Below are 24,765 nucleotides of genomic sequence, written 5' to 3'. Positions count from 1 at the left end.
CATCATGAACACGCCTTTCCCACCCGTTGAATTCGATGCAGGGATCATCGGCAAACTGAGTCAGTCCGGTCCGCGCTACACCTCGTACCCGACTGCGGACCGCTTCCAGAACGACTTTGGCTACGGCCAGTTCCTGGAAGCGGTGGCCGGCCTGCGCATGCGCCGCAGCCGCCGTCCGCTGTCGCTGTACATCCACATCCCGTTCTGCGACACGGTGTGCTACTACTGCGGCTGCAACAAGATCGTCACCAAGGACCACAGCAAGGCCGCCGTCTACCTCGGTTATCTGAAACAGGAAATCGACATGCAGGGCCGCCTGTTCGACGGCATGGGCCAGATCGAGCAGCTGCACTTCGGCGGCGGCACGCCGACCTATCTGAGCGACAAGCAGATGGGCGACCTGATGACGCACCTGCATGCCAACTTCGACTTCGCCGACGACGCGCATGGCGAGTATTCGATCGAGATCGATCCGCGCACGGTCAGCGTGGAGCGCGTGCACAGCTTGCGCAAGCAGGGCTTCAACCGCATCAGCCTTGGCGTGCAGGACTTCGATCCGGAAGTGCAGAAGGCCGTCAACCGCATCCAGCCCGAGGCCGAAACGCGCGCGGTGATGGATGCCGCGCGCGCCGCCGGCTTCCGCTCGATCAGCATCGACCTGATTTACGGCCTGCCCAGGCAGACCATGGACAGCATGACGCAAACGCTGGACAAGGTGATCGCCGCCAATCCGGACCGCATCGCGCTGTACAACTACGCGCACCTGCCGCACATCTTCAAGCCGCAGCGCCGTATTTCGGAAGCGGACATGCCGTCGCCGGCGGTGAAGCTGGAATTGCTGGCGATGTGCATCCAGCGCCTGTGCGATGCCGGCTATATCTACATCGGCATGGACCATTTCGCCAAGCCGGATGACGAGCTGGCGGTGGCGCAGCGCCAGGGACGTTTGCAGCGCAATTTCCAGGGCTACTCCACACGCGCGGAGTCGGAACTGATTTCGTGCGGCGTGTCGGCCATCAGCGCGATCGGCGCGACCTACAGCCAGAATGAGAAAACGCTGGAGGCGTATTACGAAAAGCTGGAGAGCGGCGTGCTGCCGGTCACGCGCGGCATCAAGCTGGATAACGATGACCTGCTGCGCCGGATTGTGATTCAGAAGCTGATGTGCAATTTCGAGTTGTCGATGTCGTCGATCGAGCAGGGCTTCCCGATCAAGTTCCGCCAGTATTTTGCGGTGGAGCTGGAAAAGCTGAAGGCGTTTGAAGCAGATGGCCTGCTGACCATCGATGAGGCGTGGATTTCGGTGACGCCGAAGGGCCGTCTACTGATCCGCAACATCTGCATGGTGTTCGACCGTTACCTCGGCACACCGCAGCCGTTGCGTTACTCAAAGACGATCTGAGGCTGATATGAACGGCGCACAGCTACTGCCGGTGTTTGTGGTCGGCCTGGCCGGCAGCATCCACTGCGCAGGCATGTGCGGCGGAATCGTCAGCGCGATTTCCGCCAACGCGCCCAAACCCGTCACCGTCACCGTCATTCCGGCGAAAGCCGGAATCCATGCTGAGCGTGCGGGTACGCCTTCCATGGGTCCCGGCCTGCGCCGGGACGACGGGGCTTACGTCCTCGCTTATAACGCCGGCCGCATCGGCAGTTACATGGTCGCAGGCGCGCTCGCTGGCGGCCTGGCTGGCGGCGCGCGCAGCATGGCGGCGCTGGCCGGCATCCAGCTCAGCTTCTACTGGCTGGCCAACGCCATGCTGATCGCCCTCGGCCTGTACCTGATGAACGCCTGGCGCGGCCTGGCTGTGCTGGAGCAGGGCGGCCGCCTGCTGTGGCGCCACATCGCGCCCGCCATCAAACCGCTCATGCCCGCCGACACGCCCGCCAAAGCCTTCACCCTCGGCGCCCTGTGGGGCTGGCTCCCGTGCGGCATGGTCTACAGCGTGCTCACCACCGCCCTGCTCAGCGGCTCGGCCGCCAACGGCGCCGCCGTGATGCTGGCCTTCGGCCTTGGCACCCTGCCGATGCTGACCGGTCTTGGCCTGCTGGGCGTGCGCGTGCAGCAGGCCATGCAGCGCCGCCCGGTACGCATCGCCGCCGGCCTCCTGGTGCTGGCGTTTGGCATGATCGGCCTGGCCCGCGCCGCCGGCGGCATCACGCCCGAATGGATGGAGTTGCTATGCCTCACACCACACGCCTGAAAGACGCAGCGGCGCTCTGCTACCACTGCGGCCAGGCCTTGCCCGGCGACGCCGCATGGACGGTGACGATCGCCAACGTCGCCCACACCATGTGCTGCCCCGGCTGCGCGGCGGTGGCGCAGACCATCGTCGATCTGGGACAGGAAAACTACTACCGCGACCGCACCGCCTACGCCGCCAGCGCCGAAGGCGCGCAGCAGATGCCGCCCGAACTGCAACTCTATGACAACGCCGACCCGCGCTTCGCCCTCGATGAGGACAGCCGCGAATCCACTTTCACCGTGGAGGGCATACGCTGCGCCGCCTGCGTGTGGCTGATTGAACAGCGGTTGACGCGCCTGCCCGGCGTCGACAGCGCGCAGCTCAACGTCGCCACCGAAAAACTCTACGTGCGCTGGCGCAGCGATGCGTGCCGGCCCGGCGACATCCTCGGCGCGCTGCACACGATAGGCTATGCCGCCTACCCGTACGACGCCGGCCGCCATGCCGACCAGCAGCACCGCGCCGCCAGAACCCTGGGGCGCCAGCTGTTCGTGGCCGGCCTGTCGATGATGCAGGTGATGATGTACGTCGCCCCCGCCTATCTGGCGGAAGACGGCACCCTGGACGACAGCATGGCCTCCCTGATGCGCTGGGCCAGCCTGCTGCTGACGCTGCCGGCCATCTGCTATTCGGCGCTGCCGTTCTGGCGCGGCGCCTGGGCCAGCCTGCGCGCGCGCGCGCTCGGCATGGACGTGCCGGTGGCGCTGGGCATTGCCGCCGCCTTTGGCGCCAGCGTGACCGCCACCGTCAGCGGCAAGGGCGAGGTGTGGTACGACTCGGTCACCATGTTCATCTTCCTGCTGCTGTGCAGCCGCTATCTGGAACTGCGCGCGCGCCGCAAGGCCGGCGCCGCGCTGGAACGCCTGCAGCACGCCCTTCCCGCATCGGCCTCGCTGCTGGAAAACTATCCCGCCAGCCGCGCCGCCACCATCGTGCGCGCGGCGGCACTGGCTGTGGATAACATCATTGTGATCAAACCCGGCGAAGCGGTGGCCGCCGACAGCGTCATCATCGAAGGCCGCACCTCGCTCGACCTGTCGCTGCTGAGCGGTGAAAGCGCGCCACTGCCGAAGAACGTCGGCGACGCCATTCCCGGCGGCGCCATCAACGCCGGCAGCGTGATTCTCGCGCGCGTCACCAAACGCGCACAGGACAGCACCTTGTCCGACCTGATTAAGCTGATCAACCGCGCCGGCGGCGAAAAGCCGCGCATCGCGCAATGGGCCGACCATGTGGCCGCATGGTTCGTGGCCGGGCTGCTGCTGTTCGCGCTGTCCGCCTTCGGCTTCTGGTTCCTGCATGACGGCAGCGCCGCGCGCGCATGGCCGATCGCGATTGCGGTGCTGGTGGTGTCCTGCCCGTGCGCGCTGTCGCTGGCCACGCCGACCGCGCTGGCCGCCGCCACCGACCAGCTGCTGCGGCAGGGTGTGTTGATCACCGGTCCGCAAACACTGGAAACCCTGCACCGCGCCACCCACATCGTGCTCGATAAAACCGGCACGCTGACCTGGGGCCGGCCAGTGCTGCAAACCATACAAGCGCTGGGCGCGATGCGCGCCGACTTCTGCCTGCAAATCGCCGCCGCGCTGGAAGCCGGCAGCGCGCATCCGCTGGCGCGCGCCATTACCGCGGCCGCCGACGAAGCGGGACGCGAACCCTGGAATGCCACCGCCCTGATCGAGAGCGCCGGCAGCGGACTGGAAGGCGTGGTGCATAACCGCCGCTACCGCCTGGGCAGCGCGCAGTTCGTGGCCGGCATCAGCGGCCTGGCGCCGATGCGCGAGCTGCCGCAGGGCGTGACGCCGGTCTACCTTGGTGCCGAAGACCAGTGGCTGGCCTGCTTCCACCTGCACGACGGCCTGCGCCCCGATGCGCAGGAAACCGTGGACTACTTCCGCCAGCGCGGCAAGACCATGGTGCTGGTCAGCGGCGACGATGACGCGCTGGCGCGCCGCGTCGGCGACCAGCTGGGCATCGAAACCACCGTCGGTGGCTATCTGCCTGCCGATAAGCTCAACTTCGTGCAGCAGCTGCAGCGGCGCGGCTGCGTGGTGGCGATGGTGGGCGACGGCATCAACGACGCCGCCGTGCTGGGCGCGGCCGATGTCTCGTTTGCCATGGGCAGCGGCGCCGCACTGGCGCAGGCGCATGCCGATGCGGTGCTGCTGAACGGCCGCCTGAGTGCGGTCGCGGACAGCGCGCGCAGCGCCGCACGCACCATGCGGATCATCCGCCAAAACCTGTGCTGGGCCACGGTGTACAACGTGGCGGCGATACCGGCCGCCGCCTTTGGCCTGCTCAATCCCTGGCTGTCCGGCGTCGGCATGGCGCTCAGTTCCGCCGTGGTGGTGCTGAACGCCTTACGGTTACGCGGGAGCGCATGATGGAAGCCCTTTTTCTGCTGATTCCACTCAGCGTGGCGATGGTGTTTGCCGCGCTGTGGATATTTTTCCGCGCGTCCGACGACGGCCAGTTCGATGATCTTGTTGGGCCGGCGCTACGCGTGCTGCAGGACGACGACCTCCCGCCAACGGATCACAAGTGATCCGGCAGTTTTTGATCCAAATCAAGGTTTTTGCGAGTGCCTATAAGTAACCTTTGATCTACATCATCAAAGTGTTCTGGGGAGAACTCAATTGGATCAACATTACAACTACAAGGTCGTCAAGCAGTTTGCTGTGGCGACGGTAGTCTGGGGCGTCATCGGCATGCTGGTGGGCGTCATCATCGCTGCCCAGCTGGCCTGGCCGGCGCTGAACCTCGACATACCATGGCTGACCTACGGCCGCCTGCGGCCACTGCACACCAACGCGGTGATTTTCGCGTTCGGCATCTGCGGCCTGTTTGCCACCTCCTACTACGTGGTGCAGCGTACCTGCCAGGTGCGTTTGTTCTCGGACAAGCTTGCCGCTTTTACCTTCTGGGGCTGGCAAGCGGTGATCGTCAGCGCGGTCATCACGCTGCCGATGGGCTACACGCGCGGCAAGGAATACGCTGAGCTGGAATGGCCGATCGCCATCCTGATCGCCGTGGTGTGGATTGCCTACGCGGTGGTGTTCTTCGGCACCCTGATCAAGCGCCGCGTCAAGCACATCTACGTGGCCAACTGGTTCTTTGCCGGCTATATCCTGGCGGTGACCATCCTGCACGTGGTGAACGGCGCCGTCATGCCGGCCGCGCTGTTCAAGTCCTACCCGGTGTACGCCGGCGTGCAGGACGCCATGATTCAATGGTGGTACGGCCACAATGCGGTGGGCTTCATCCTGACCGCGGGCTACCTCGGCATGGTGTACTACTTCATTCCCAAGCAGGCCGAACGTCCGGTGTACTCGTACCGCCTGTCGATCGTGCACTTCTGGGCGCTGATCTTCACCTATATGTGGGCCGGTCCGCACCACTTGCACTACACCGCGCTGCCGGACTGGACGCAATCGATCGGCATGGTGTTCTCGCTGGTGCTGCTGGCGCCCAGCTGGGGCGGCATGATCAACGGCATGATGACCCTGTCGGGCGCCTGGCACAAGCTGCGCACCGACCCGATCCTGAAGTTCATGATCGTGTCGCTGTCGTTCTACGGCATCGCCACGTTCGAAGGCCCGATGATGTCGATCAAGACCATCAACGCGCTCTCGCACTACACCGACTGGACCGTCGCCCACGTGCACGGCGGCGCGCTGGGCTGGGTTGGCTTCATCACCATGGGGTCGATCTACTATCTGCTGCCGCGCCTGGCCGGCGAGCAGAAGATGTACAGCACCCGGCTGATCGACCTGCACTTCTGGGTCGCCACCATCGGCATCGTGCTGTACATCGCCGCCATGTGGATTGCCGGCGTGATGCAGGGCCTGATGTGGCGCGCGGTGAATCCGGACGGCACGCTGACCTACACCTTTGCCGAAAGCGTGAAAGCCACCTATCCGTACTACGTGGTGCGCTTCAGCGGCGGCTTGCTGTACCTGAGCGGCATGTGCGTGATGGCCTACAACACGTGGATGACCTTGCGTAACCGCGACACTGCCGTCGCGCCTATCCCGGCCGTGAACGCCGCCCACGCCTGATATCGGAGCATCGAATGAAATTCTCACATGAATGGATTGAAAAGAATCCCTGGCTGCTGATCGCGCTGGTCACGCTGGTGGTCAGCGTCGGCGGCGCGGTGGAAATCGCCCCGCTGTTCTTCCAGAAATCGACCACCGAACCGGTGGCCGGCCTCAAGCCGTATTCGCCGCTGCGCCTGGTCGGCCGCGACATCTATGTGCGGGAAGGGTGCTACAACTGCCACTCGCAGATGATCCGGCCGTTCCGCGCCGAGACCGAGCGCTATGGCCACTACTCGGTGGCCGGCGAATTCGTCTACGACCACCCGTTCCAGTGGGGCTCCAAGCGCACCGGTCCCGACCTGGCGCGCGTGGGCGGCCGCTACAGCGATGAGTGGCACCGCACCCACCTGAACAATCCGCGCGACGTGGTGCCGGAATCGAATATGCCGAACTACCCGTGGCTGGCGAAAACCGCGCTGGCGCCGGCCGACGTGGTGCCGAAGATGAAGGCGCTGCGCCGCGTCGGCGTGCCGTACAGCGACGCCGAAATCGCCGCCGCGCCGGAAGAACTCAAGGACAAAACCGAGGAAGACGCCCTGGTCGCCTACCTGCAAGGCCTGGGCACCCAGATCAAGACGAGGAACTAACATGGCTCTGAATACCCTGTTTGACAACGCCAGCAGCGTGATGACCGTGGTCTCGTTCATCACCTTCAGCGGCATTTTGTGGTGGGCCTATGTGCACCACCAGGAAGCCGATTTTGCCACGGCAGCCCAGTTGCCGTTTGCCGACGACGAGGAGAAGCACCATGGCTGATTTCACCAATGGCTTCTGGGACTGGTACATCGTGGTCCTGACCCTGCTGGGCGTGATCGGCTGCGGCGTGCTGCTGTACTCGCAATCCAAGGTCAAGCTGCACAAAAATGCCGACGGCAAGATCGACACCACCGGCCACGTCTGGGATGAAGACTTGACCGAACTGAACACGCCAATGCCGCGCTGGTGGATGTGGCTGTTCTACCTGACCATCGTGTTCGGGCTGGCCTATCTGTTCCTGTATCCCGGCCTGGGCACCTATGCCGGCAAGCTCGGCTGGACCTCCAGCGCCGAGTACAAGGACGAGCTGAAAAAAGCCGATGCCGATTTCAGCCCGCTGTTTGCCAAGTACCAGAAGCAGGACCTGAAAGCGGTGGCGGCCGACCCGCAAGCGCACGCCATCGGCGAGCGCCTGTTCCTGACCTACTGCGCCCAGTGCCACGGCTCGGACGCACGCGGCAACAAGGGCTTTCCGAACCTGACCGACAAGGACTGGCTGTTTGGCGGTTCGCCGGAAACCATCAAGGAAACCATCCTGCACGGCCGCGTTGGCGCCATGCCGCCGATGGGCGCCGCGCTGGGCGGCGACAAGGATGTGGAAAACGTCGCCCACTACGTGCTGAGCCTGTCCGAGTCGACCCACGATCCGATCAAGGCCGTGTTCGGCAAAGAGAAGTTTGGCGCCTGCATGGCTTGCCACAGCGCCGGCGGCAAGGGCAACCAGACCCTGGGCGCGCCCAACCTGAGCGACAAGATCTGGCTGTTCGGCGGCAGCCCGGAAACCATCATGGAAACCATCCGCAAGGGCCGTACCGCCACCATGCCGCCGTTCGAGGACTTCCTCGGCGACGCCAAGGTGCACGTGCTGGCCGCCTATGTGTGGAGCTTGTCGAATCATCCCAACGAACCGGCCGCGACGCCAGCGGTAGCTGAAAAATGAACGCCCCGCAGCCCCAAGTCATCAAGATGTATGCCGCGCGCGAGGAAATTTACCCGCGCGAGATCGACGGCCGTTATGCCCGCCTGCGCTGGCTGTTTGTCTGGCTGACGCAGCTGGCGTTCTACTGCACGCCCTGGCTGCAGTGGAACGGCCGGCAGGCGCTGCTGTTCGATCTGGGCGCGCGCAAGTTCTACATCTTTGGCCTGGTGCTGTGGCCGCAGGATTTCATCTACCTGGCGCTGCTGCTGATCATCAGTGCCTATCTGCTGTTCCTGGCGACGGCGGTGGCGGGGCGGGTGTGGTGCGGTTTCACCTGCCCGCAAACGGTGTACACCGAAATCTTCCTGTGGATAGAACGCCGGATCGAAGGCAAGCGCAGCGCCCGCATCGCGCTGGACCGCCAGCCGGCCTCGTTTGCCAAGTACGGCAAGAAGACCGCCAAGCACCTGGCCTGGGGCGCGGTGGCCTTGTGGACCGGCTTCACCTTCGTCGGCTACTTCACGCCGATCACCAGGCTGATGGGCGAGGTGGCGACGCTGAACTTCGGCCCGTGGGAATGGTTCTGGGTGCTGTTCTACAGCTTTGCCACCTACGGCAACGCCGGCTGGATGCGCGAGCAGGTGTGCAAGTACATGTGCCCGTACGCCCGCTTCCAGAGCTCGATGTTCGACCGCGACACCCTGATCATCACTTACGACAGCAAGCGCGGCGAGCCGCGCGGGCCGCTGTCGAAGACCGCCAACGGCAACGGCGGCTCGTGCATCGACTGCTCGATGTGCGTGCAGGTGTGCCCGACCGGTATCGACATCCGCAAGGGCCTGCAGTACGAATGCATCGGCTGCGCCGCCTGCGTGGACGCCTGCAACAGCGTGATGGACAAGACCGGCCAGGCCCGCGGCCTGATCCGCTACAGCACCGAACGCGCCATGGAGGACCATCTGACGCCGACCGAGATCCGCCTGCGCGCCTTCCGGCCGCGCGTGAAGATCTACACCGCCGTGCTGGGCCTGATTGTGCTGGCCACCGGCGCCGCGCTGTATCTGCGCACGCCGCTCAAGCTGGACGTGATCCGCGACCGCGGCTCGATGGGCCGCGAAGTGGAGGACGGCATGATCGAAAACGTCTACCGCCTGCAGATCATGAACACGTCCGAGCAGGCCCATGTCTACAAGATCGCCGTCAGCGGCATCGCCTCGCTGACGCAGGTGAGCGCCGACCAGGTGCCGGTGGACGCCACCGAGACCAGGGCTTATCCGATGCGCCTGCGCACCGCGCACGGCGCCGGCCAGCCCGGCTCGAACAAAATTGAAGTCACCCTGACCGCAGTCGACGATCCATCGCTGCATGTGAAAGAATCCGCGGTCTTCATTGTGCCGCGCTAAGGAGCATCATCATGACGACACTGACCATCCCCGTCACACCGTGGTGGAAGCAGCGCTGGCCATGGCTGCTGGCAGCCGGCCCCGCCATCGTGGCGGTCGGCAGCATCTACACCGCTTACCTCGCCATGTCGGCGCCCGATGCGCTGGTGGTGGGCGATTACTACAAGCAGGGCAAGGCCATCAACCAGGATTTGCGGCGCGACCATGTGGCCTCGCAGCTGGGCCTGTCGATGGCGCTTGGCTACGACGCCGCCAGCGGCACCCTGAGCGGGCGCATCAACCGCAAGGATAGCGGCCCGCTGCTGCTGCATCTGTCGCACGCCACGCTGCCGGAAAAGGATATCAAGCTGGTGCTGGTGCCGGATGCGAACGGCAGGTTCAGCGCCAACCTGCCGCTGCTGGAACGCAGCCGCTGGATCGTGCTGGTGGAAGGGCAGAAGCGCGAGTGGCGCCTGGCCGGCGCCTGGAGCTGGCCGGCGCAGCGCGGGATTGCGCTGCTGCCCGACTGATCAGCCGCAGGTTGCCGTCCCGGCCGTGATGGCCTTCAGCATGCGCGGATCGAGCAATTCGATCTCGCGGTTGCTGACGCGCAGCAGGCCTTCTTTCTTGAACTTGGACAGCAGGCGGCTGATGCTTTCGATGGTCAGGCCCAGATAATTGCCGATTTCCTCGCGCGACATGCGCAGCTGGAAAGTATTCGGCGAATAACCGCGCGCCTCGTAACGCGACGACAGGTTGATCAGGAACGCCGCAAAGCGCTGGGTCGCCTGCATATTCCCCAGCAATAGCATCACGCTTTGCTCGCGCGTGATTTCCTGGCTCATCATGCGGTGGAAATGGCGCAACAGGGTCGGCATTTCCGCCAGTAGCTGCTGCAGGGTGGAGAAGGGAATTTCGCACACTTCGCTGTCTTCCAGCGCGACCGCGGTGCAATGGTGCTGGTCGGCGCTGATGGCATCCATGCCCAGCAGTTCGCCAGCCATCTGGAAGCCGGTGATCTGCTCCGCGCCCTCGCGGTTGACCTGGTAGGTCTTGAAGTGGCCCAGACGGATCGCGTACAGGTTCTGGAATGGATCGCCGATGCGGAACAGCGTGCCGCCGCGCGCGACCTTGCGGCGGCGGCCGATGATCTGGTCGAGCCGCTCCATGTCGTTGTTGTCCAGCCCCATCGGCAAACACAGCTGGTGCATGCTGCATGAAGCACAGCTGGCCTTGAGGATATCGATGGTGGCGCCGGGAATAACCAGCGAAGGAAGTTCTTGTATCATGCGGTTAGTGTAGCCCATCACGTGCGATTTGGGCGCCTATTCCGCAGTCATCCAATCAGGTATTCGCGCGCCATTTGCCTTGCACGATGCAAGCGGCTTTTCACCGCCGCCACCGATTGGTTGATCTCGCCGGCGATTTCCGCAATCGACATTTGCGCGAAGTCGCGCAACAGCACCACTTTCAGGTAGTCGGCCGGCAGCGATTCCAGCGCGCGGATCAGTTCGACGCGCAAGCCGGCCGTGTCCTGGCTGGCCAGCCACTGCTCGGCGCGTTCGTCATCCCAGGGATCATGGCCCAGCGCGCTGCGCGCCAGCCGGTGGCACTCGCGCTTGACCACCTGGAACAGCCAGCCGGAAAACGCCGCCAGCATGCGCACCGACGATAGCTTGCGCGACAACACCAGCAGCGCTTCCTGCACGGCGTCGTCGACGTCGCCGACCAAGCAGTTGCGCTGGGCGTAGCGGCGGATGTCAGGCTGGCACAGCCGCAGCAGCTGCGCCAGCGCCGCCGGATCGCCGCGCCGGGCGGCGTCCAGCACCGGCATGTGGTGTTCCGCAAGACTCATTATTTTCCTTGTTTATCCAGGCGGCGGCCAACCATGGCGCACATCGGACAAAAGCCGAACAGGCCGGACGCGACGATGCCGGCCGCCGACAAGGCCGCCACCGTGCCCCACATGCCGCCCAGCAGCGCCAGCGCCGCCGCCGCCACGATCAGGCCCGCCACCACGCGCAGCACGCGCTCCCAGCCGGGTACATTTTTAACGTAAAACATTGTGCTCTCCTATCAGTGATCGAGGAAGTCCCTCGGCAGCTAAGAGGGGGCTGGCCGCGATTCGGATTCGCGCTATCGAAAATATTTTTAAATTTTTTTAAAAAACCTATTGCGTGCGATTTAATTGCTCGCTATGATTCACCCATCAACACATCGAACGCGACTTAATCGCTAACTAATCAACGAAAGGAATCACCATGAAACGCACGCTGATCGCTACCGCCCTGCTGGCCGCCACCGCTTTCGCCCACGCCGCCACCCCGGCCAACGACACCACCATCGTGCTGGTCCACGGCGCTTTTGCCGATGGTTCCAGCTGGGACAAGGTGATTCCTATCCTGCAAGCCAAGGGCTACAAGGTGGTGGCCGTGCAGAACCCGCTGAGTTCGCTGGCTGACGATGTCGCCGCCACCCAGCGCGTGGTCGATGCGCAAACCGGTAAAGTAGTGCTGGTTGGCCACTCGTGGGGCGGCACCGTGATCACCCAGGCCGGCACCAGCGACAAGATCAAGGCGCTGGTCTACGTGGCCGCGTTTGCCCCGTCGGAAGGCGAAGCCACCGGCAACCTGGGCAAGGATTACGCGGTGCCGCCAGGCATCGCCACCCTGCAAGTCGATGCCACCGGCTACGCCTGGCTGCCAGCCGATTCGGTGGCCAAGAACTTTGCGCAGGACGTGACGCCGGCCCAGGCGGCGCTGATTACCGCCACCCAGGGCCCGATCGCCCTGAAGGCCTTCGGTGAAACCACCACCGTGGCGGCCTGGAAGAACAAGGCCAATTACTACATCGTGGCCAGCCAGGACCGCATGATCGCGCCGGAACTGGAACAGGCGTTTGCCAGGAAAATCAACGCCATCACCACCACCCTGCCGACCGGCCACGTGCCCATGGTGTCGCAACCGGCCAAGGTGGCGGAAGTGATCCTGGCCGCAGCCCAGCGTTAATCCGGTTTCATCCGCGGCGAAAAGCCAGCGTGCCCCGCGCACGCTGGCTTTTTCTTTCTTGCCAAGGTAAGCCTTTGATAGGAGAATCGGTCCAGCCCCCATACATCAAGGATGATATGAAGCCTCTCGGCATCAAGGCTAAAGTCGCCCTCGCCACCAGCATTACCTCGGTCCTGATGATCGGGCTGGTCACGCTGGTGCAGACCCAGCGCATGCAGGAAGATTACAAGCGGGTGTTGTTCACGCAACAGACCGCGCTGATCAACCGCACCGCGCAGGATCTCGACGACAAGCTGACCATGCTGCTCGATATCATCGCGCTATCGGCCCGCAACCAGCCGGCCAACCTGGGCAACTCGGCTGAAAAGCTGCGCGAGTATTACCAGAACCGCGCGGTGCTGGCCCTGTTTGACGATTTGCTGGTGATGAGCCCGCAGGGCAAGATCATTTCCGACCTGCCGCTGGTGCCGGGCCGGGTCGGCATCGACGCCTCCGACCGCGCCTACTTCAAGACCGTGATGCGCACCCACAAGCCGCTGATCACCGAACCGCTGATCGGTCGCGCCAACAAGCAGCCCATCGTGCAGATGGTGGCGCCGGTGCTGAACGACAAAGGCGAGGTGGTGTGCGTGCTGATCGGCGTGCTGCGCCTGTACAAGGACAACCTGCTGGGCCACCTGCGCACCGCCAAGGTTGGCCGCAGCGGCTATTACTTCGCGCTGACCCGCAGCGATAACCCGGTGTACGTGCTGCATCCCGACATCACGCGCCTGCTCAAGCCGCGCGCGGCCAACGCCAACCCGGCCACCAACCGCGCGCTGGAGCAAGGCTTCGAGGGCACGGTGATGGGCATGGGCGAAGGCAAGCCCACCCTCAACAGCTATAAAAACCTGAAATCGGTCAACTGGCTGCTGGCCACCTCGCTGCCGGCCGAGGAGGCGTTTGAGCCGTTCGAGGGCGTGATCAAGCGCGTGCTGGTGTGGAGCGGCATTGCCGCCGTGCTGACCGCGCTGCTGATCAGCGCGCTCACCTTGCGCCTGATGGCGCCGCTGATCAAGCTGCGCAACGCCATCGTGGCGCTGCGCGCCAACCCGGCCCGCTTCACGCCGCTGCCGGTGCATGCGCGCGACGAGGTCGGCCAGCTGACCTCGGCCTTCAATGACCTGATGCACGAACGGCTGGCAGCCGACGCGCGCCTGCAAAGCCTGGTCGAGTTCGCCCCCAACACGATAGTGGTGGTGGGCGTGGACGGCCGCATCGAAACCTTCAACCGCGAAGGCGAGCGCTGCTTCGGCTACGAACGCGACGAGGTGCTGGGCCAGCCGCTGGAAATCCTGGTGCCGGAAAAGCTGCGCGAGCAGCACGCGGCGCACCGCAACCGCTTCTTTGCCGACCGCCTGAGCGCCGAGCCGGTGCGCATGGGGCAGGGCAAGGTGCTGTACGGCCGCCGCCGCGACGGCAGCGAGTTCCCGATCGAGGTCAACCTGAGCGCGGTGCGCACCGACCAGGGCACCAAGGTGCTGGCGGTGATTTCCGACATCACCGAGCGCCACCGCCTGCAGCAGGAAGTCGAGACCCGCGCGCTGGAACTGGAGCGCGAACGCGACCGCGCCCAGGCCGCCAACCGCGCCAAGAGCGATTTCGTGGCCAACATGAGCCACGAAATCCGCACGCCGATGAACGCGGTGCTGGGCATGGTCTACCTGCTGGGCAATACCCAGCTGACGCCGCAGCAGCGCAAATACCTGAACATGGTGCGGGTGTCCGGCCAGTCGCTGCTGGGCATCCTCAACGATGTGCTGGACTTTTCCAAGATCGAGGCGCGCAAGCTGGAGCTGTCGCCGGTGGAGTTTGCGCTCAACGATGTGATGGATGCGCTGGCCACCACCATGACCATGAACGCCGGCGACAAGGAACTGGAGCTGGCCATCAGCGTCGATCCGTCCGTGCCCAACCGTCTGCGCGGCGATTCCATGCGGCTGCAGCAAATCCTGGTCAACCTGGCCGGCAACGCCATCAAGTTCACCGAACAGGGCGAGGTGGTGGTGAGCGTGCAGCTGAGCGCGCGCGACGAACAGAGCGCGCTGCTGCGCTTCGAGGTGCGCGACACCGGCATGGGCATGACCGAGGCCCAGCTGGGCCAGCTGTTCAACGCCTTCTCGCAGGGCGACCAGAGCATCACGCGCCGCTTTGGCGGCACCGGGCTGGGGCTGGCCATCACCAGGCGCCTGATCGAGCTGATGGGCGGGCAGATCGCTGTCAGCAGCAAGGCCGGGCAGGGCTCGACCTTCTGGTTCAGCCTGCCGTTTGACATCCAGGCCGACCAGACCGACGAACGGCGCAAGCCGGCGCTGGGCCAGCGCCGCCTGCTGGTGGCCGACGACAGCCGCACCAGCCGCGAACTGGTGGCGCGCCTGATCCGCGCCTGGGGCTGGCAAGCCGACGAAGTCGATTCGGGCGAGGCGGCGCTGCGGCGCTACCGCCAGAGCCTGGACCAGCAGCAGCCGTACGACGTGGTGCTGGCCGACTGGCACATGCCCGGCATGGACGGGCTGGCCACGGCCAAGGGCATCCGCGCGGCGGCGGCCGGCCGGCCGCAACCCATCGTGGTGATGCTGAACGCCTTTGCCCGCGACCGCATCGAGGAAATCTCCAGCGCGCCGGAGGCGGACGTGGTGCTGGTCAAGCCCATCACCAGCTCCAACCTGTTTGACGCCCTGCACGAGGCGCTGGCCACCCAGGGCGAGGCCGATGCCCAGGCCGTGACCGAGCAGGGCATCGTCGGCACCCTGGCCGACATCCACTTCCTGCTGGTGGAAGACAATCTGCTCAACCAGGCGGTGGCGCGCGGCATCCTGGAGCACGCCGGCGCCACGCTGGACATCGCCGGCGACGGTCGCCAGGCGGTGGACATCCTGCGCGCCCGCCCGGCCGAATACGACATGGTGCTGATGGACATGCAAATGCCGGTGATGGATGGCTTTACCGCCACCCGCATCCTGCGCCAGGAACTCAAGCTGAGCTTGCCGATCATTGCCATGACCGCCGGCGTGCTGGAGTCCGAGCGCGAGCGCAGCCGCGAGGCCGGCATCACCGACTTCATCCCCAAGCCGATCGAGGTCGACGAGATGCTGGCGGTGCTGCGGCGCCACCTGCCCAGGCCGGCGCCGCCGGTGATGGCGCCGCCGCAGGCGGCCCCGGTCCCGGACCAGCAAGACCTGCTGGCCGCCATGGCCGCGGCGGCCAGCGCCCCGGCGCAGCCGCCGGCGCCGGCCGAGGCTGTGCCGCTGGCGCCGCCGCGGCGCGTGCCGCCCGGCCCGCCGCCCAAGCTGGTCAGTTCGCCGCTGCCCGCCGGCGAAGCGGCCATCTTCAATATGGACGGCCTGATGCGGGTGATGGGCAAGGATGCCAAGGGCCGCGCCGCCATGGTCAAGATGGTGCGCGGCGCCATCGAAGGCGGCATGGCGCCGCTGGACCAGGCCGCCCTGGCGCTGCAGGAGGGCCGGCTGCGCGACGCCGCCCGCGCCTTCCACAGCCTGCGCGGCGCGGTCGGCGTGCTGGGCGCCAAGCGCCTGATCCAGGCCACCATGGCGGCCGAGGAAGCCATCCAGGGCCAGCGCGAGGACGAGCTGCAGGAGCGCTACCGCGAAGTGCGCGCCGAACTGGAACAAACCCTCAACCACGCGCGCGCCTGGCTGGAACGCACGGATGCCTGAGCCTGGTTGGCGTTTACGCCACGCTTCACCACCTCCGCAGTGCGATATTAAATCATATTGATAATAATTCGCATTTACGTTACGCCATTTTATTGTTACAATCTTTCCCATTCTTTTACTCACATTTACGAACGGAAAGAAGCAAATGGCAATGATCAAGAGTCGCAAACACGCGCAGACGCGCTTCCACCAACACATGAGCGCGGCGCTGGCCGCCATGCTGCTGCCGGTCGCCGCCCACGCCGCGGAAGGCGCTGCCGCCCCGGATGCCGCCGACAAGCCGCAGACCCTGCAGGAAGTGCAAGTCAACGGCAGCCGCGAGAACGACTTCAAAGCCGAGCGCGCCTCTTCCGCCAAGTACACCGAAAAACTGGTGGACACCGCCCAGACCCTGACCGTCATCAAGAAAGAACTGATCGAGCAACAAGGCGCCACCACCCTGACCGAAGCGCTGCGCAACACCCCGGGCGTGGGCGCCTTCTTCCTCGGTGAAAACGGCAACACCAACACCGGCGACGCCATCTACATGCGCGGCTTCGACGCTTCCAGCAGCATCTACGTCGATGGCGTGCGCGACGTCGGCTCGATCTCGCGCGACACCTTCAACATCGAACAGATCGACGTGCTGAAAGGCCCGGCCGGCACCGACAACGGCCGTTCCTCGCCGACCGGCTCGATCAACCTGGTCAGCAAGCAGCCGCTGCTGGAAAACGCCTACAGCGGCTCGGCCACCTTTGGCAGCGGCAAGCAGCGCCGCGCCACCGCCGACATCAACACCGTGATCAACGCCGATTCCGGCACCGCCTTCCGCCTCAACCTGCTGGACCAGGACAGCGAAAACCCGGGCCGCGATTTCGTCAAGAACAAGCGCTGGGGCGTGGCGCCATCGGTGGCGTTCGGCCTGAACTCGACCACCCGCGTCTACCTGAACTACTTCCACGTCAAGCAGGACAATATTCCTGACGGCGGCGTGCTGACCATCGGCCTGCCGGGCTGGACCCCGCCGGCCGACATCGCCGCCGTGCCGGCCACCGGCACCACCCCGGCCAAGCCGGCCAAGAGCTTTGCCTTCATGGCCGGCGCGGCGCCGGTCAATCCGAAGAATTTCTACGGCTCGGTGCTGGACCACGACAACGTCAAGGCCGACATGGCCACTGTCAAGGTCGAGCACGACTTCGCCGGCGGCGCCAGGCTGGTCAACACCAGCCGCTACGGCAAGACCAAGCAGGATTATCTGCTGACCTCGTTCATGGCCAGCAACACCAACCTGAACGCCAACACCGCCAGCACCAACCCGGCCAACTGGACCATGGCGCGCACCAACCTGACCACCAAAGATCAGCTGAACGAAATCCTGACCAACCAGACCACCCTGACCGCCGACTTCACCTCCGGCGCGCTCAAGCACACCGTGGTGGGCGGCGTCGAGCTGACCAGCGAGAAGCAGACCAACTACACCTACGCCAACACGGCGCCGGCCGCCACCGCCGGCCTGCCGGCGACCAGCATCTACTACCCGAATCCGCACACGCCGATCACCACCGCCCAGGTCAACCTGAAGCGCAATGGCGGCCGCACCGAGGGCACCACCAACACCCAGAGCGTGTACGTGTTTGACACCATCAAGTTCGGCGAGCAGTGGATCTTCAACGGCGGCGTGCGCATCGACCACTACAACACCACCTACAACGCCACCACCGTGCAGGCCGCCACCACGCCGCAAGTGATTCCGGTCGGCACCCTGGTGTCCAGCAATATCGAAGCCTCGGACAACCTGGTCAACGGCAAGCTGTCGGCCCTGTACAAGCCAACCAAGGACAGCAGCGTGTATGCGCTGGTGGCGTCGTCGAAAGCGCCGCCGGGCGGCACCACCTTCTCCCTGAGCACCTCGGACAGCAGCGCCGCCAATCCGAAGTTCGATCCACAGGAAACCACCAACTACGAGCTGGGCACCAAGTGGGATCTGCTGGGCCAGAAACTGTCGCTGTCGGGCGCCTTGTTCCGCACTGAAGTGAAAAACGAAGTGGAGCAGGACCCGGTCGATGCCAAGTACTACCAGACCGGCAAGAAGCGCGTGGAAGGTATCGAGCTGAGCGTCACCGGCGAGATCCTGCCGAAGTGGCTGGTCAGCGCCGGCTATGTGCACCAGAAAACCAAGGTCGAGTCGGGCAAGGTGGTGACCGCCAGCGGCGACAACCAGCTGACCTACACGCCGAAGCAATCGTTCACCGCGTGGACCTCGTACACCCTGCCGTTCGGCCTGCAGATCGGCGGCGGCGCCCGCTTCAGCGACAAGCTGGCGCGCGGCACCGATGGCGCCGTCGGCACGCCGAAATACGCCAACTCGTACTGGGTATTCGACGCCATGGCCTCGTACCCGATCAACAAGCACGTCGACCTGCGCCTGAACGTGTACAACCTGGCCGACAAAGAATACGTGCAAGCGATCAACAAGTCGGGTTATCGTTACACCCCGGGCACCCCGCGTTCGGGCACGCTGACGGCCAACTTCAAGTTCTAAGCACCGGTCCCCGGTTCCGGTCCGCTGGCCCCGCCCTTACCGGCGGGGCTTTTCGTTTGTAGAGGAGAGTTTCACCATGATGCTGCACATCCCCGCCGTACTGACGCGCGAGCAGGTGGCCGACATACGGCGCCGGCTCGATGCATCGCCCTGGGTGGACGGCCGCGCCACCGTGGGCGAGCAGGGCGCCAGGGTCAAGCAAAACCGCCAGTTGCCGGAAAGCGCGCCGCTGGCGCTGGAGCTGGGCCAGATCATCCTGACGGCGCTGGCCAACAACCCGCTGTTCTTTGCCGCGGCGCTGCCGCTGCGCACCATCCCGCCGCTGTTCAACTGCTACGCCGGTGGCGAGCACTACGGCGCCCACGTGGACGGCTCCATGCGCCGCATCCCCGGCAGCGGCCAGTGGGTGCGCACCGACGTCTCGAGCACCTTGTTCCTGAGCGATCCGGAGGAATACGACGGCGGCGAACTGATCGTCACCGACCAGTATGGCGAGCACGAGGTCAAGCTGCCGGCCGGCGACCTGATCCTGTACCCCTCGACCAGCATCCACCGGGTCGAGCCGGTCACGCGCGGGGCGCGCATCTGCTCGTTCTTCTGGACGCAAAGCATGGTGCGCGACGACATGCGTCGCAGCATGCTGCTGGAGCTCGACCAGAACATCCAGAGCCTGCGCGCACGCATCGGCGACAGCCCGGAACTGGTCGGCCTGACCGGCCACTACCACAACCTGCTGCGCCAGTGGAGCGAGGTCTAGAGCGGGATGCGCGCGCGCAGATCGCGGGCACGCGCCAGTAGCGGCTCGGCCTGCGCGGTCTGGCCCTGCAGGCGATAGACCTCGCCCAGCTCCAGCAAAATCTCGGCCACGTCGGTGGCGCCATATAGCGGCGTGCTTTCACGCAGCTTTAACGCCTGTTGCAGGGCCGCTGCTGCCTTGGCATATTGCTGCTGTCCTTTGTAAAGCCGGCCCTGCGCGTACAGGACATAGGACAGCTCATGATGGTCATCGCCCAGCACGCGCGTACGCAGCGTCCATGACTCCTGCAAGAGCGCCTCAGCCTCGGCATAGCGTTGCTGGCCGATGCGGATGCTGGCCAGGTTGCACACAAAGGCGGCCTGGCTCAGCCCATCCGGTTCACCGGTTTTGCCCTTCAATGCCCGCGCGCGTTCCATGGCCGCGCTGGCCTTGTCATAATCGCGTAGCTTGTCATAGACCACGCCAAGCGTGTTCAGGGTGGCAGCCTCAACGCGCTCGTTGCCGGGCCGGGTTTTCTGGATCGCGAGCGACCGCTGTAACAGTCGTTCCGCCTCGGCGTAGTTCTCCTTGCGCAGCATCACCCCGGCCAGGTGACGCAACGTGGCTTGCAGTGCCGGATCATCCATCGCCTCGTTCAATGCCAGCGCACGGCGCGTGTAGTCGACTGCTTTGTCGAACTGTTCAGCAACGGCGTACAAGCCGCCGATGCTGTCGAGCATGGCCGCCATCTCTTTACTGCGCGCGCCATAGACGGATTCCTTCAGCGCCAGCACGCGCAGGTAAAACGCCTCGGCGTCGGCGTAGCGGCCCAGGTTCTGGTACAGATCGCCCAGCTCTTCCACATCGCGCATCAGTTCGGGCGACCTGGCGTCGTACAGCTTTTCGGTCAGGACCAGCTGGCGGCGCTGTAGCACCTCGGCTTTCTCGAACTGGTAGATGGACTGGTAAAATTCGGCCACCACCGCAAGGTAGTCGCGCAGGTAGGCATCTTGGGTGGCCGGGTCGCGCTCGGCCAGCTCCAACCCGCGCGTGTAGGCCCATTCGGCCCTGGTCTTGTTGCCGGCCGAACGGTAGACGCGGCCCAGGCTGGCGAAGCCGGCCGGGGAGCTCTGCGCATCGGCTTGCTGCAACAGCTGGCGGGCACGTTCCGGCTGTTGTCCGCTCTGCTGGTACAGCAAACCCAGGCGCACCTGCGCCTTCAACACATCCGGCGCTTTTTCATACCAGACGATGGCTTGCGCCTTATCGGCAGGCACGCCCAGGCCGGCCTCATAAGCATGGCCAAGCGCAACATAGGCGTCACGCCATTGCTGTCCGGCCGCTTGCTGCAGCAGCGTCACCGCCTTGGGCTTGTCGGCCGGCACGCCCCAGCCAAACAGCAGGATTTCACCGAGCTTGCCCTGCGCCGATGCCAGTCCCTGCGCGGCGGACTTGGCGTACCACACGGCCGCTTCCGCCTGATCCTGTGCGATGTTGTCGCCATAAAACAGCGCTTGCGCCAGCGCGTATTGGGCATCCAGGTCGCCGTCCTCGGCTGCACGGCGATACCATTCCAGCGCCTTGACCGGATCGGCCTGGACGCCGCGCCCCTGTTCATACACAAGGGCCAGGTTGAACTCGGCGTCAGGCTGGCGTTGCGCCGCCGCTTTCTCGTACCACGGGATGGCCAGCTCCGGACGCTGACGCTGCCTGTCGTACAGATAGCCTAGCGCAGTCATGGCGCTGCGGTGTCCTTGCTCGGCGGCCTGACGCAGATAGCGCTCGGCCATGTCCAGATCGCGCCCGACGCCGCGCCCGTATTGGTAAAAATTGCCGAGATTCTTCTGGCCGTACATATTGCCCTGCTCGGCGGCACGGCGATACCACGACAGCGCCTCGGCATAGCTCTGCGCCACGCCCTGTCCCGTTTCATACATGAGCCCCAGTTCCACCGCCGCATCGCTATAGCCACGCTCGGCTGCCGCGCGGAACAGGATGGCCGCGCGCGCTTCGTCTTTTTCCTGGCCTTCGCCCTGTTGCGCCGCCAGCCCCAGGTTGTAGGCGGCATGGGCATTGCCGTGCATGGCACCGCGCTGGTTCCAGAATGCTGCCTGGGTGTAATCCTTGGCCACGCCTTCGGCATGGCGGTACATCGCCCCCAGCTGGGCCATGGCGCCATCGTGCCCCTGATCAGCGGCCTGCTGCAGCCACTGCAGCGCCTGGGCGTAGTCCTGCTTGACGCCATCACCCCAGCGATAGCGCCATCCCAGTTCGTACTGGGCCTTGGCATCGCCCTTGGCGCCGGCCGCGCCCAGCAGCTCCAGGCCCCTGGCGCTGTCTTTCGCGCCGCCTTCGCCGTACAGCATCATCAGGCCCAGCAGGGTTTGCGACTCTGCGTTGCCCTGGTCAGCCGCCTGCTGGGCCCACTGACGCGCCTGCTCCAGCGACCGCGGCATGCCCTGGCCGCTTATCGCCAGCAATGCCAAGCCATGCTGGCTGCTGGCGTTGCCGGCTGCGGCGCCTTCGCGCCAGGCCGCCGCGGCGCCGGCGTAATCCTTGTTCAGCATGGCTTTCATGCCGGCATCTGCATGGCGGTCGCTGCGGAAGTCGAGATTGATCTCGCGCTGCGCCTGGCGTTGCAGCAGATGGTTGCGCAAGCCGTTGCCGTTGAGCCAGCGGAACGCCGCAAGCGCGCCTGGCCGGTCACCGGCCAGCAGACGCTGCTGGCCGATGTAAAACCACGCCTCGTTCAGCGCCAGCGCCTTGCTGTCGCGCCGCATGGCCTCGGCTTGCTGCAGCAGCTGTTCCGGCGTCAGCAGGCCCAGCTGCATTGCCAGCACCGGCCGCGGCCACGGGCCATCCGGCAGCTCGCGCGCAAATTGCTCCAGCGCCGGCGGCAACGGCTGGCCGGCGCGCTGCAGCAGGGCGATCTGGCTGGCGGCATCGGCGGCATCGGTCATGCCGCCGGCGGCCAGTTCGCGCGCGGCCCGGTAGCGCCCCATGGTGGCCACAGCCGCCACACGGTCACCGGTGTAGAACTGCGCCCAAGCCAGCTCATGCAGTAAAGGACTGGCATCGTTTTTCAGCGGATCGGCGGCCAGCGCATCGATTGCCGCCTGCGATTTGCCGCGCGCGAACCACAGCTCGGCCAGGCAGGCGCCCATGCCTGCCTGCGCTGGGGCGCCGGTGACGCGCTTTTCCAGCCGCAGGCCAAGAGTGATGGCCTCGGCGCCGACGAATTCCTCCAGGCCATACTGGTGGTTGACGTAGTCGCAAGCGTCGGTCAGAGAAATCTCGGCGTCTTTTTTAGCCTTCAGTTGGGCGCTACGCTCTACCACCGCATAACTGTCGGACAGGCTTTCCAGGTCACGCATGGAATAGGTCTGCAACTTGGGCTCCACAAGGGACGCTTGCTCAATGCGCACGTTGCCTTCCGCGTACTCTTGCAACAGCTTGGATTGCTCCTCCAGCACCGGCAACTCGGCAGCCGGCACGCTGCGCTGCTTGAGGCGAAAATCCACCAGGTAATCCATGTCGCTGCCGCGCAGGGCAAATTCCTCGCGCGCCTGGAAGTAGGGGTTGTCCAGCATCTTGACATGGCGCGGATCGTTGCGCCGCACCTGCTCCGGCCAGTGCACCCGCAGGCGGTAACGGCCGCTGTAGCGGCCGCCGGCCAGCTCAAACGGGAAATTGCGCACCAGCTTGGACGGAATGCCCAGCGTACCGTCCAGCACCTGGCTATTGAACTGCACCTGATAGCGCTTGTCCTTGACGACCACCGCTTTCGGCAGCTTGTAGCGGCTGAGAACTTCGATACGGTTGTCGGCCACCACGTCACGGTATTCCGGCACGCCGTCCAGGCTCACCCCCGGATAGAGCTTCTCGTACCTGGACAGCACGCTCTTCTTTTGCTCGTTGACCGACAGGCGCGTGTAATAGGTGCGCATGCCGTCGGCATAGGTACTGCGGTAGACGTCGCGCGTGACCAGGATGGCGGCGCCGCTGAAATCGGCAATAGTGATTTCTTCGTTGTGCTCAAAGGTCGGCAGGCTGTCACTGCGCTCGGGAATGGTGGCCAGGCCCTGCGCGGCTGCGTCCACCGGCAGCACCTGGCCGCCGGGGAAAGCGATCGGCATGGTCGCCAGCGGTTCCGGCTGATTGATGCGGGTCGGGTCCACAAAGTAATCTCGGCCATCAATGCTGATTTGCACGATCACGTGGTTGAACCAACTGGGCGAGGGTAGCAGCTTGGCCGCCAGCCTGGGCGCATTGGCCGACAACAGCACTGGTTGTGCTTGTACACCAAGTTCGCGCAGCAAGCTTACCAGCAAGTAGCTCTTGTCCTTGCAGTCACCGTAGCGCCGCTGCAGCACCACGTCCGGCGGTTGGGGGCGATGTGAATTCTCCCCGATCGAGACGCTGAAATAGCGGATCTCATTCTGCACCCAGTGCAGCGCGGCGGCGGCACGCGCCTGCGGATCGGCCTCGGCGGCAAACTGCTGCGCCAGGGTTTTGAGGGCCGGGCTGGCTGGCAGCCTGGGGAACAGACCGTTCGCCCACTGCGCCACCTCACTCCAGTCACGGTATTCAGTGACCTGCAGCACGCGCGCTGGCAGGTAATCGGACGGCACCGATGGTTCGCCCTCCACCGCATCCAGCGCGCGGCCTTCAAAGCGCATGCGTGTCATCTCGCCGAGCTGCTCAATTTGCGGCGCAATCCTGGCGCTGTGAAAATCTCCCAGCTGACGCCATTGCAGCGGGCGATTGCGCGGATAGGTAATGGTGACGCGGCGCAACTCCACCGGCATGCCGGCGTCCCAGTTGTAGTCGCTGGCCCACTGTTTGCCAAACACCGGATTTTCACCCTCGACGGTGTAACTGATCCACAACGTATCGCCAATGCGCACATCGTCCAACAACAGTTGCAGGGTCGTGGCCCCGCCCAGCATGCCGCTTTCGATGCTGGTCTCGCGCTGCAATGGGCGGATCTGGACGCTGGCGGTGCGGTCAATGCGCTGCGCACCGCGCAAAATCATGACCCGGTGCAGCACCAGCTTCTGGTACTGCGCAAAATAGCTGAGCGCATACTGGCCGATGGCGCCCAATTCGCTCGAATCGTTAACCTGGATGGCGCGGTTGTACAACGTGGCGGAGCTGGCCCCGACCAGTGACTGTGTTTCGTTGAGGCGTATCACCACCGGATCAGTACGCTCGCTAGGCGGGATTTCCGCCAGCGGCGCTGCCCATTTGGGCAGCACCGCGTTGCGGGTAAAGCCGGCCGCTTCCGTGGCAAGTTTGGCGGCAGGTGCGGCAATAACAACGGCGGGTATCAGGGCCGCAAGGGCAACTGGAGTGGAGCGCATAGATGGAATTAATTTTTT

18 protein-coding genes are annotated in these 24,765 nt (G+C 64.9%); 14 read left to right on the top strand and 4 right to left on the bottom strand.

Annotated elements, in window-relative coordinates; genetic code table 11:
* The first annotated feature begins 4 nt into the window (after positions 1 to 4).
* The 10 genes from hemN to ABDW57_RS14545 all read left to right on the top strand — a co-directional run bounded on the left by hemN (position 5) and on the right by ABDW57_RS14545 (position 9,933).
* On the top strand, positions 5 to 1,402 hold the full coding sequence (gene hemN, locus ABDW57_RS14590; RefSeq protein WP_343730906.1) for an oxygen-independent coproporphyrinogen III oxidase: 1,398 nt from the start codon (positions 5 to 7) through the stop codon (positions 1,400 to 1,402).
* A gap of 7 nt (positions 1,403 to 1,409) precedes the next feature.
* Positions 1,410 to 2,204: a sulfite exporter TauE/SafE family protein gene (locus ABDW57_RS14585; protein WP_343730905.1), complete on the top strand. Its 795-nt coding sequence runs from the start codon at positions 1,410 to 1,412 to the stop codon at positions 2,202 to 2,204.
* A complete protein-coding gene (locus ABDW57_RS14580) occupies positions 2,183 to 4,630 on the top strand; it encodes a heavy metal translocating P-type ATPase (protein WP_343730904.1) in 2,448 nt (815 codons plus the stop codon). The genes ABDW57_RS14585 and ABDW57_RS14580 overlap by 22 nt, the downstream gene beginning before the upstream one ends.
* Entirely contained in the window at positions 4,630 to 4,791 is a 162-nt protein-coding gene (gene ccoS / locus ABDW57_RS14575; RefSeq protein ID WP_343731070.1) for a cbb3-type cytochrome oxidase assembly protein CcoS, read from the top strand. The genes ABDW57_RS14580 and ccoS overlap by 1 nt, the downstream gene beginning before the upstream one ends.
* Before the next feature lie 91 nt (positions 4,792 to 4,882).
* The gene (gene ccoN, locus ABDW57_RS14570; RefSeq protein ID WP_343730903.1) at positions 4,883 to 6,304 is read left to right on the top strand and encodes a cytochrome-c oxidase, cbb3-type subunit I; all 1,422 of its coding nucleotides are present in this window, start codon (positions 4,883 to 4,885) and stop codon (positions 6,302 to 6,304) included.
* A 14-nt stretch (positions 6,305 to 6,318) separates the two neighbouring features.
* The gene (gene ccoO / locus ABDW57_RS14565; protein ID WP_343730902.1) at positions 6,319 to 6,933 is read left to right on the top strand and encodes a cytochrome-c oxidase, cbb3-type subunit II; all 615 of its coding nucleotides are present in this window, start codon (positions 6,319 to 6,321) and stop codon (positions 6,931 to 6,933) included.
* A 1-nt stretch (position 6,934) separates the two neighbouring features.
* The gene (locus ABDW57_RS14560) at positions 6,935 to 7,102 is read left to right on the top strand and encodes a CcoQ/FixQ family Cbb3-type cytochrome c oxidase assembly chaperone (protein WP_343730901.1); all 168 of its coding nucleotides are present in this window, start codon (positions 6,935 to 6,937) and stop codon (positions 7,100 to 7,102) included.
* Positions 7,095 to 8,042: a cytochrome-c oxidase, cbb3-type subunit III gene (gene ccoP, locus ABDW57_RS14555; protein ID WP_343730900.1), complete on the top strand. Its 948-nt coding sequence runs from the start codon at positions 7,095 to 7,097 to the stop codon at positions 8,040 to 8,042. The genes ABDW57_RS14560 and ccoP overlap by 8 nt, the downstream gene beginning before the upstream one ends.
* Positions 8,039 to 9,424: a cytochrome c oxidase accessory protein CcoG gene (gene ccoG, locus ABDW57_RS14550; RefSeq protein ID WP_343730899.1), complete on the top strand. Its 1,386-nt coding sequence runs from the start codon at positions 8,039 to 8,041 to the stop codon at positions 9,422 to 9,424. Before ccoP ends, ccoG begins: the two co-directional genes overlap by 4 nt.
* An 11-nt stretch (positions 9,425 to 9,435) precedes the next feature.
* A complete protein-coding gene (locus tag ABDW57_RS14545; RefSeq protein ID WP_343730898.1) occupies positions 9,436 to 9,933 on the top strand; it encodes a FixH family protein in 498 nt (165 codons plus the stop codon).
* On the opposite strand, the gene fnr is transcribed toward ABDW57_RS14545, so the two are convergent.
* The 3 genes from fnr to ABDW57_RS14530 are packed head-to-tail and all read right to left on the bottom strand — an operon-like array spanning position 9,934 to position 11,467.
* Positions 9,934 to 10,692, bottom strand: a complete 759-nt coding sequence (gene fnr, locus ABDW57_RS14540; RefSeq protein ID WP_343730897.1) for a fumarate/nitrate reduction transcriptional regulator Fnr — start codon at positions 10,690 to 10,692, stop codon at positions 9,934 to 9,936.
* A 47-nt stretch (positions 10,693 to 10,739) separates the two neighbouring features.
* On the bottom strand, positions 10,740 to 11,258 hold the full coding sequence (locus tag ABDW57_RS14535; protein ID WP_343730896.1) for a sigma-70 family RNA polymerase sigma factor: 519 nt from the start codon (positions 11,256 to 11,258) through the stop codon (positions 10,740 to 10,742).
* Complete coding sequence (locus ABDW57_RS14530; protein ID WP_343730895.1) at positions 11,258 to 11,467, bottom strand: DUF2892 domain-containing protein; 210 nt, start codon at positions 11,465 to 11,467, stop codon at positions 11,258 to 11,260. Before ABDW57_RS14530 ends, ABDW57_RS14535 begins: the two co-directional genes overlap by 1 nt.
* Before the next feature lie 197 nt (positions 11,468 to 11,664).
* On the opposite strand from ABDW57_RS14530, the gene ABDW57_RS14525 reads away from it, so the two are divergent.
* The 4 genes from ABDW57_RS14525 to ABDW57_RS14510 all read left to right on the top strand — a co-directional run bounded on the left by ABDW57_RS14525 (position 11,665) and on the right by ABDW57_RS14510 (position 19,405).
* Positions 11,665 to 12,411, top strand: coding sequence for an alpha/beta hydrolase (locus tag ABDW57_RS14525; RefSeq protein ID WP_343730894.1), 747 nt, complete (start codon positions 11,665 to 11,667; stop codon positions 12,409 to 12,411).
* A 116-nt stretch (positions 12,412 to 12,527) separates the two neighbouring features.
* Positions 12,528 to 16,127, top strand: a complete 3,600-nt coding sequence (locus ABDW57_RS14520; RefSeq protein ID WP_343730893.1) for a response regulator — start codon at positions 12,528 to 12,530, stop codon at positions 16,125 to 16,127.
* A gap of 145 nt (positions 16,128 to 16,272) precedes the next feature.
* Positions 16,273 to 18,648 carry a catecholate siderophore receptor Fiu gene (locus ABDW57_RS14515; RefSeq protein ID WP_343730892.1) on the top strand — a complete coding sequence of 792 codons (2,376 nt, stop codon included), beginning with the start codon at positions 16,273 to 16,275 and terminating at the stop codon, positions 18,646 to 18,648.
* A 76-nt stretch (positions 18,649 to 18,724) separates the two neighbouring features.
* A complete protein-coding gene (locus ABDW57_RS14510) occupies positions 18,725 to 19,405 on the top strand; it encodes a Fe2+-dependent dioxygenase (protein ID WP_343730891.1) in 681 nt (226 codons plus the stop codon).
* On the opposite strand, the gene ABDW57_RS14505 is transcribed toward ABDW57_RS14510, so the two are convergent.
* A complete protein-coding gene (locus tag ABDW57_RS14505; RefSeq protein ID WP_343730890.1) occupies positions 19,402 to 24,747 on the bottom strand; it encodes a tetratricopeptide repeat protein in 5,346 nt (1,781 codons plus the stop codon). The genes ABDW57_RS14510 and ABDW57_RS14505 overlap by 4 nt on opposite strands.
* Positions 24,748 to 24,765: the final 18 nt, after the last annotated feature.

The sequence above is a fragment of the Duganella sp. genome (assembly GCF_039595735.1).
Classification (GTDB): Bacteria; Pseudomonadota; Gammaproteobacteria; order Burkholderiales; family Burkholderiaceae_D; genus Rugamonas.
This window is presented reverse-complemented; position numbering and strand designations above follow the sequence as displayed.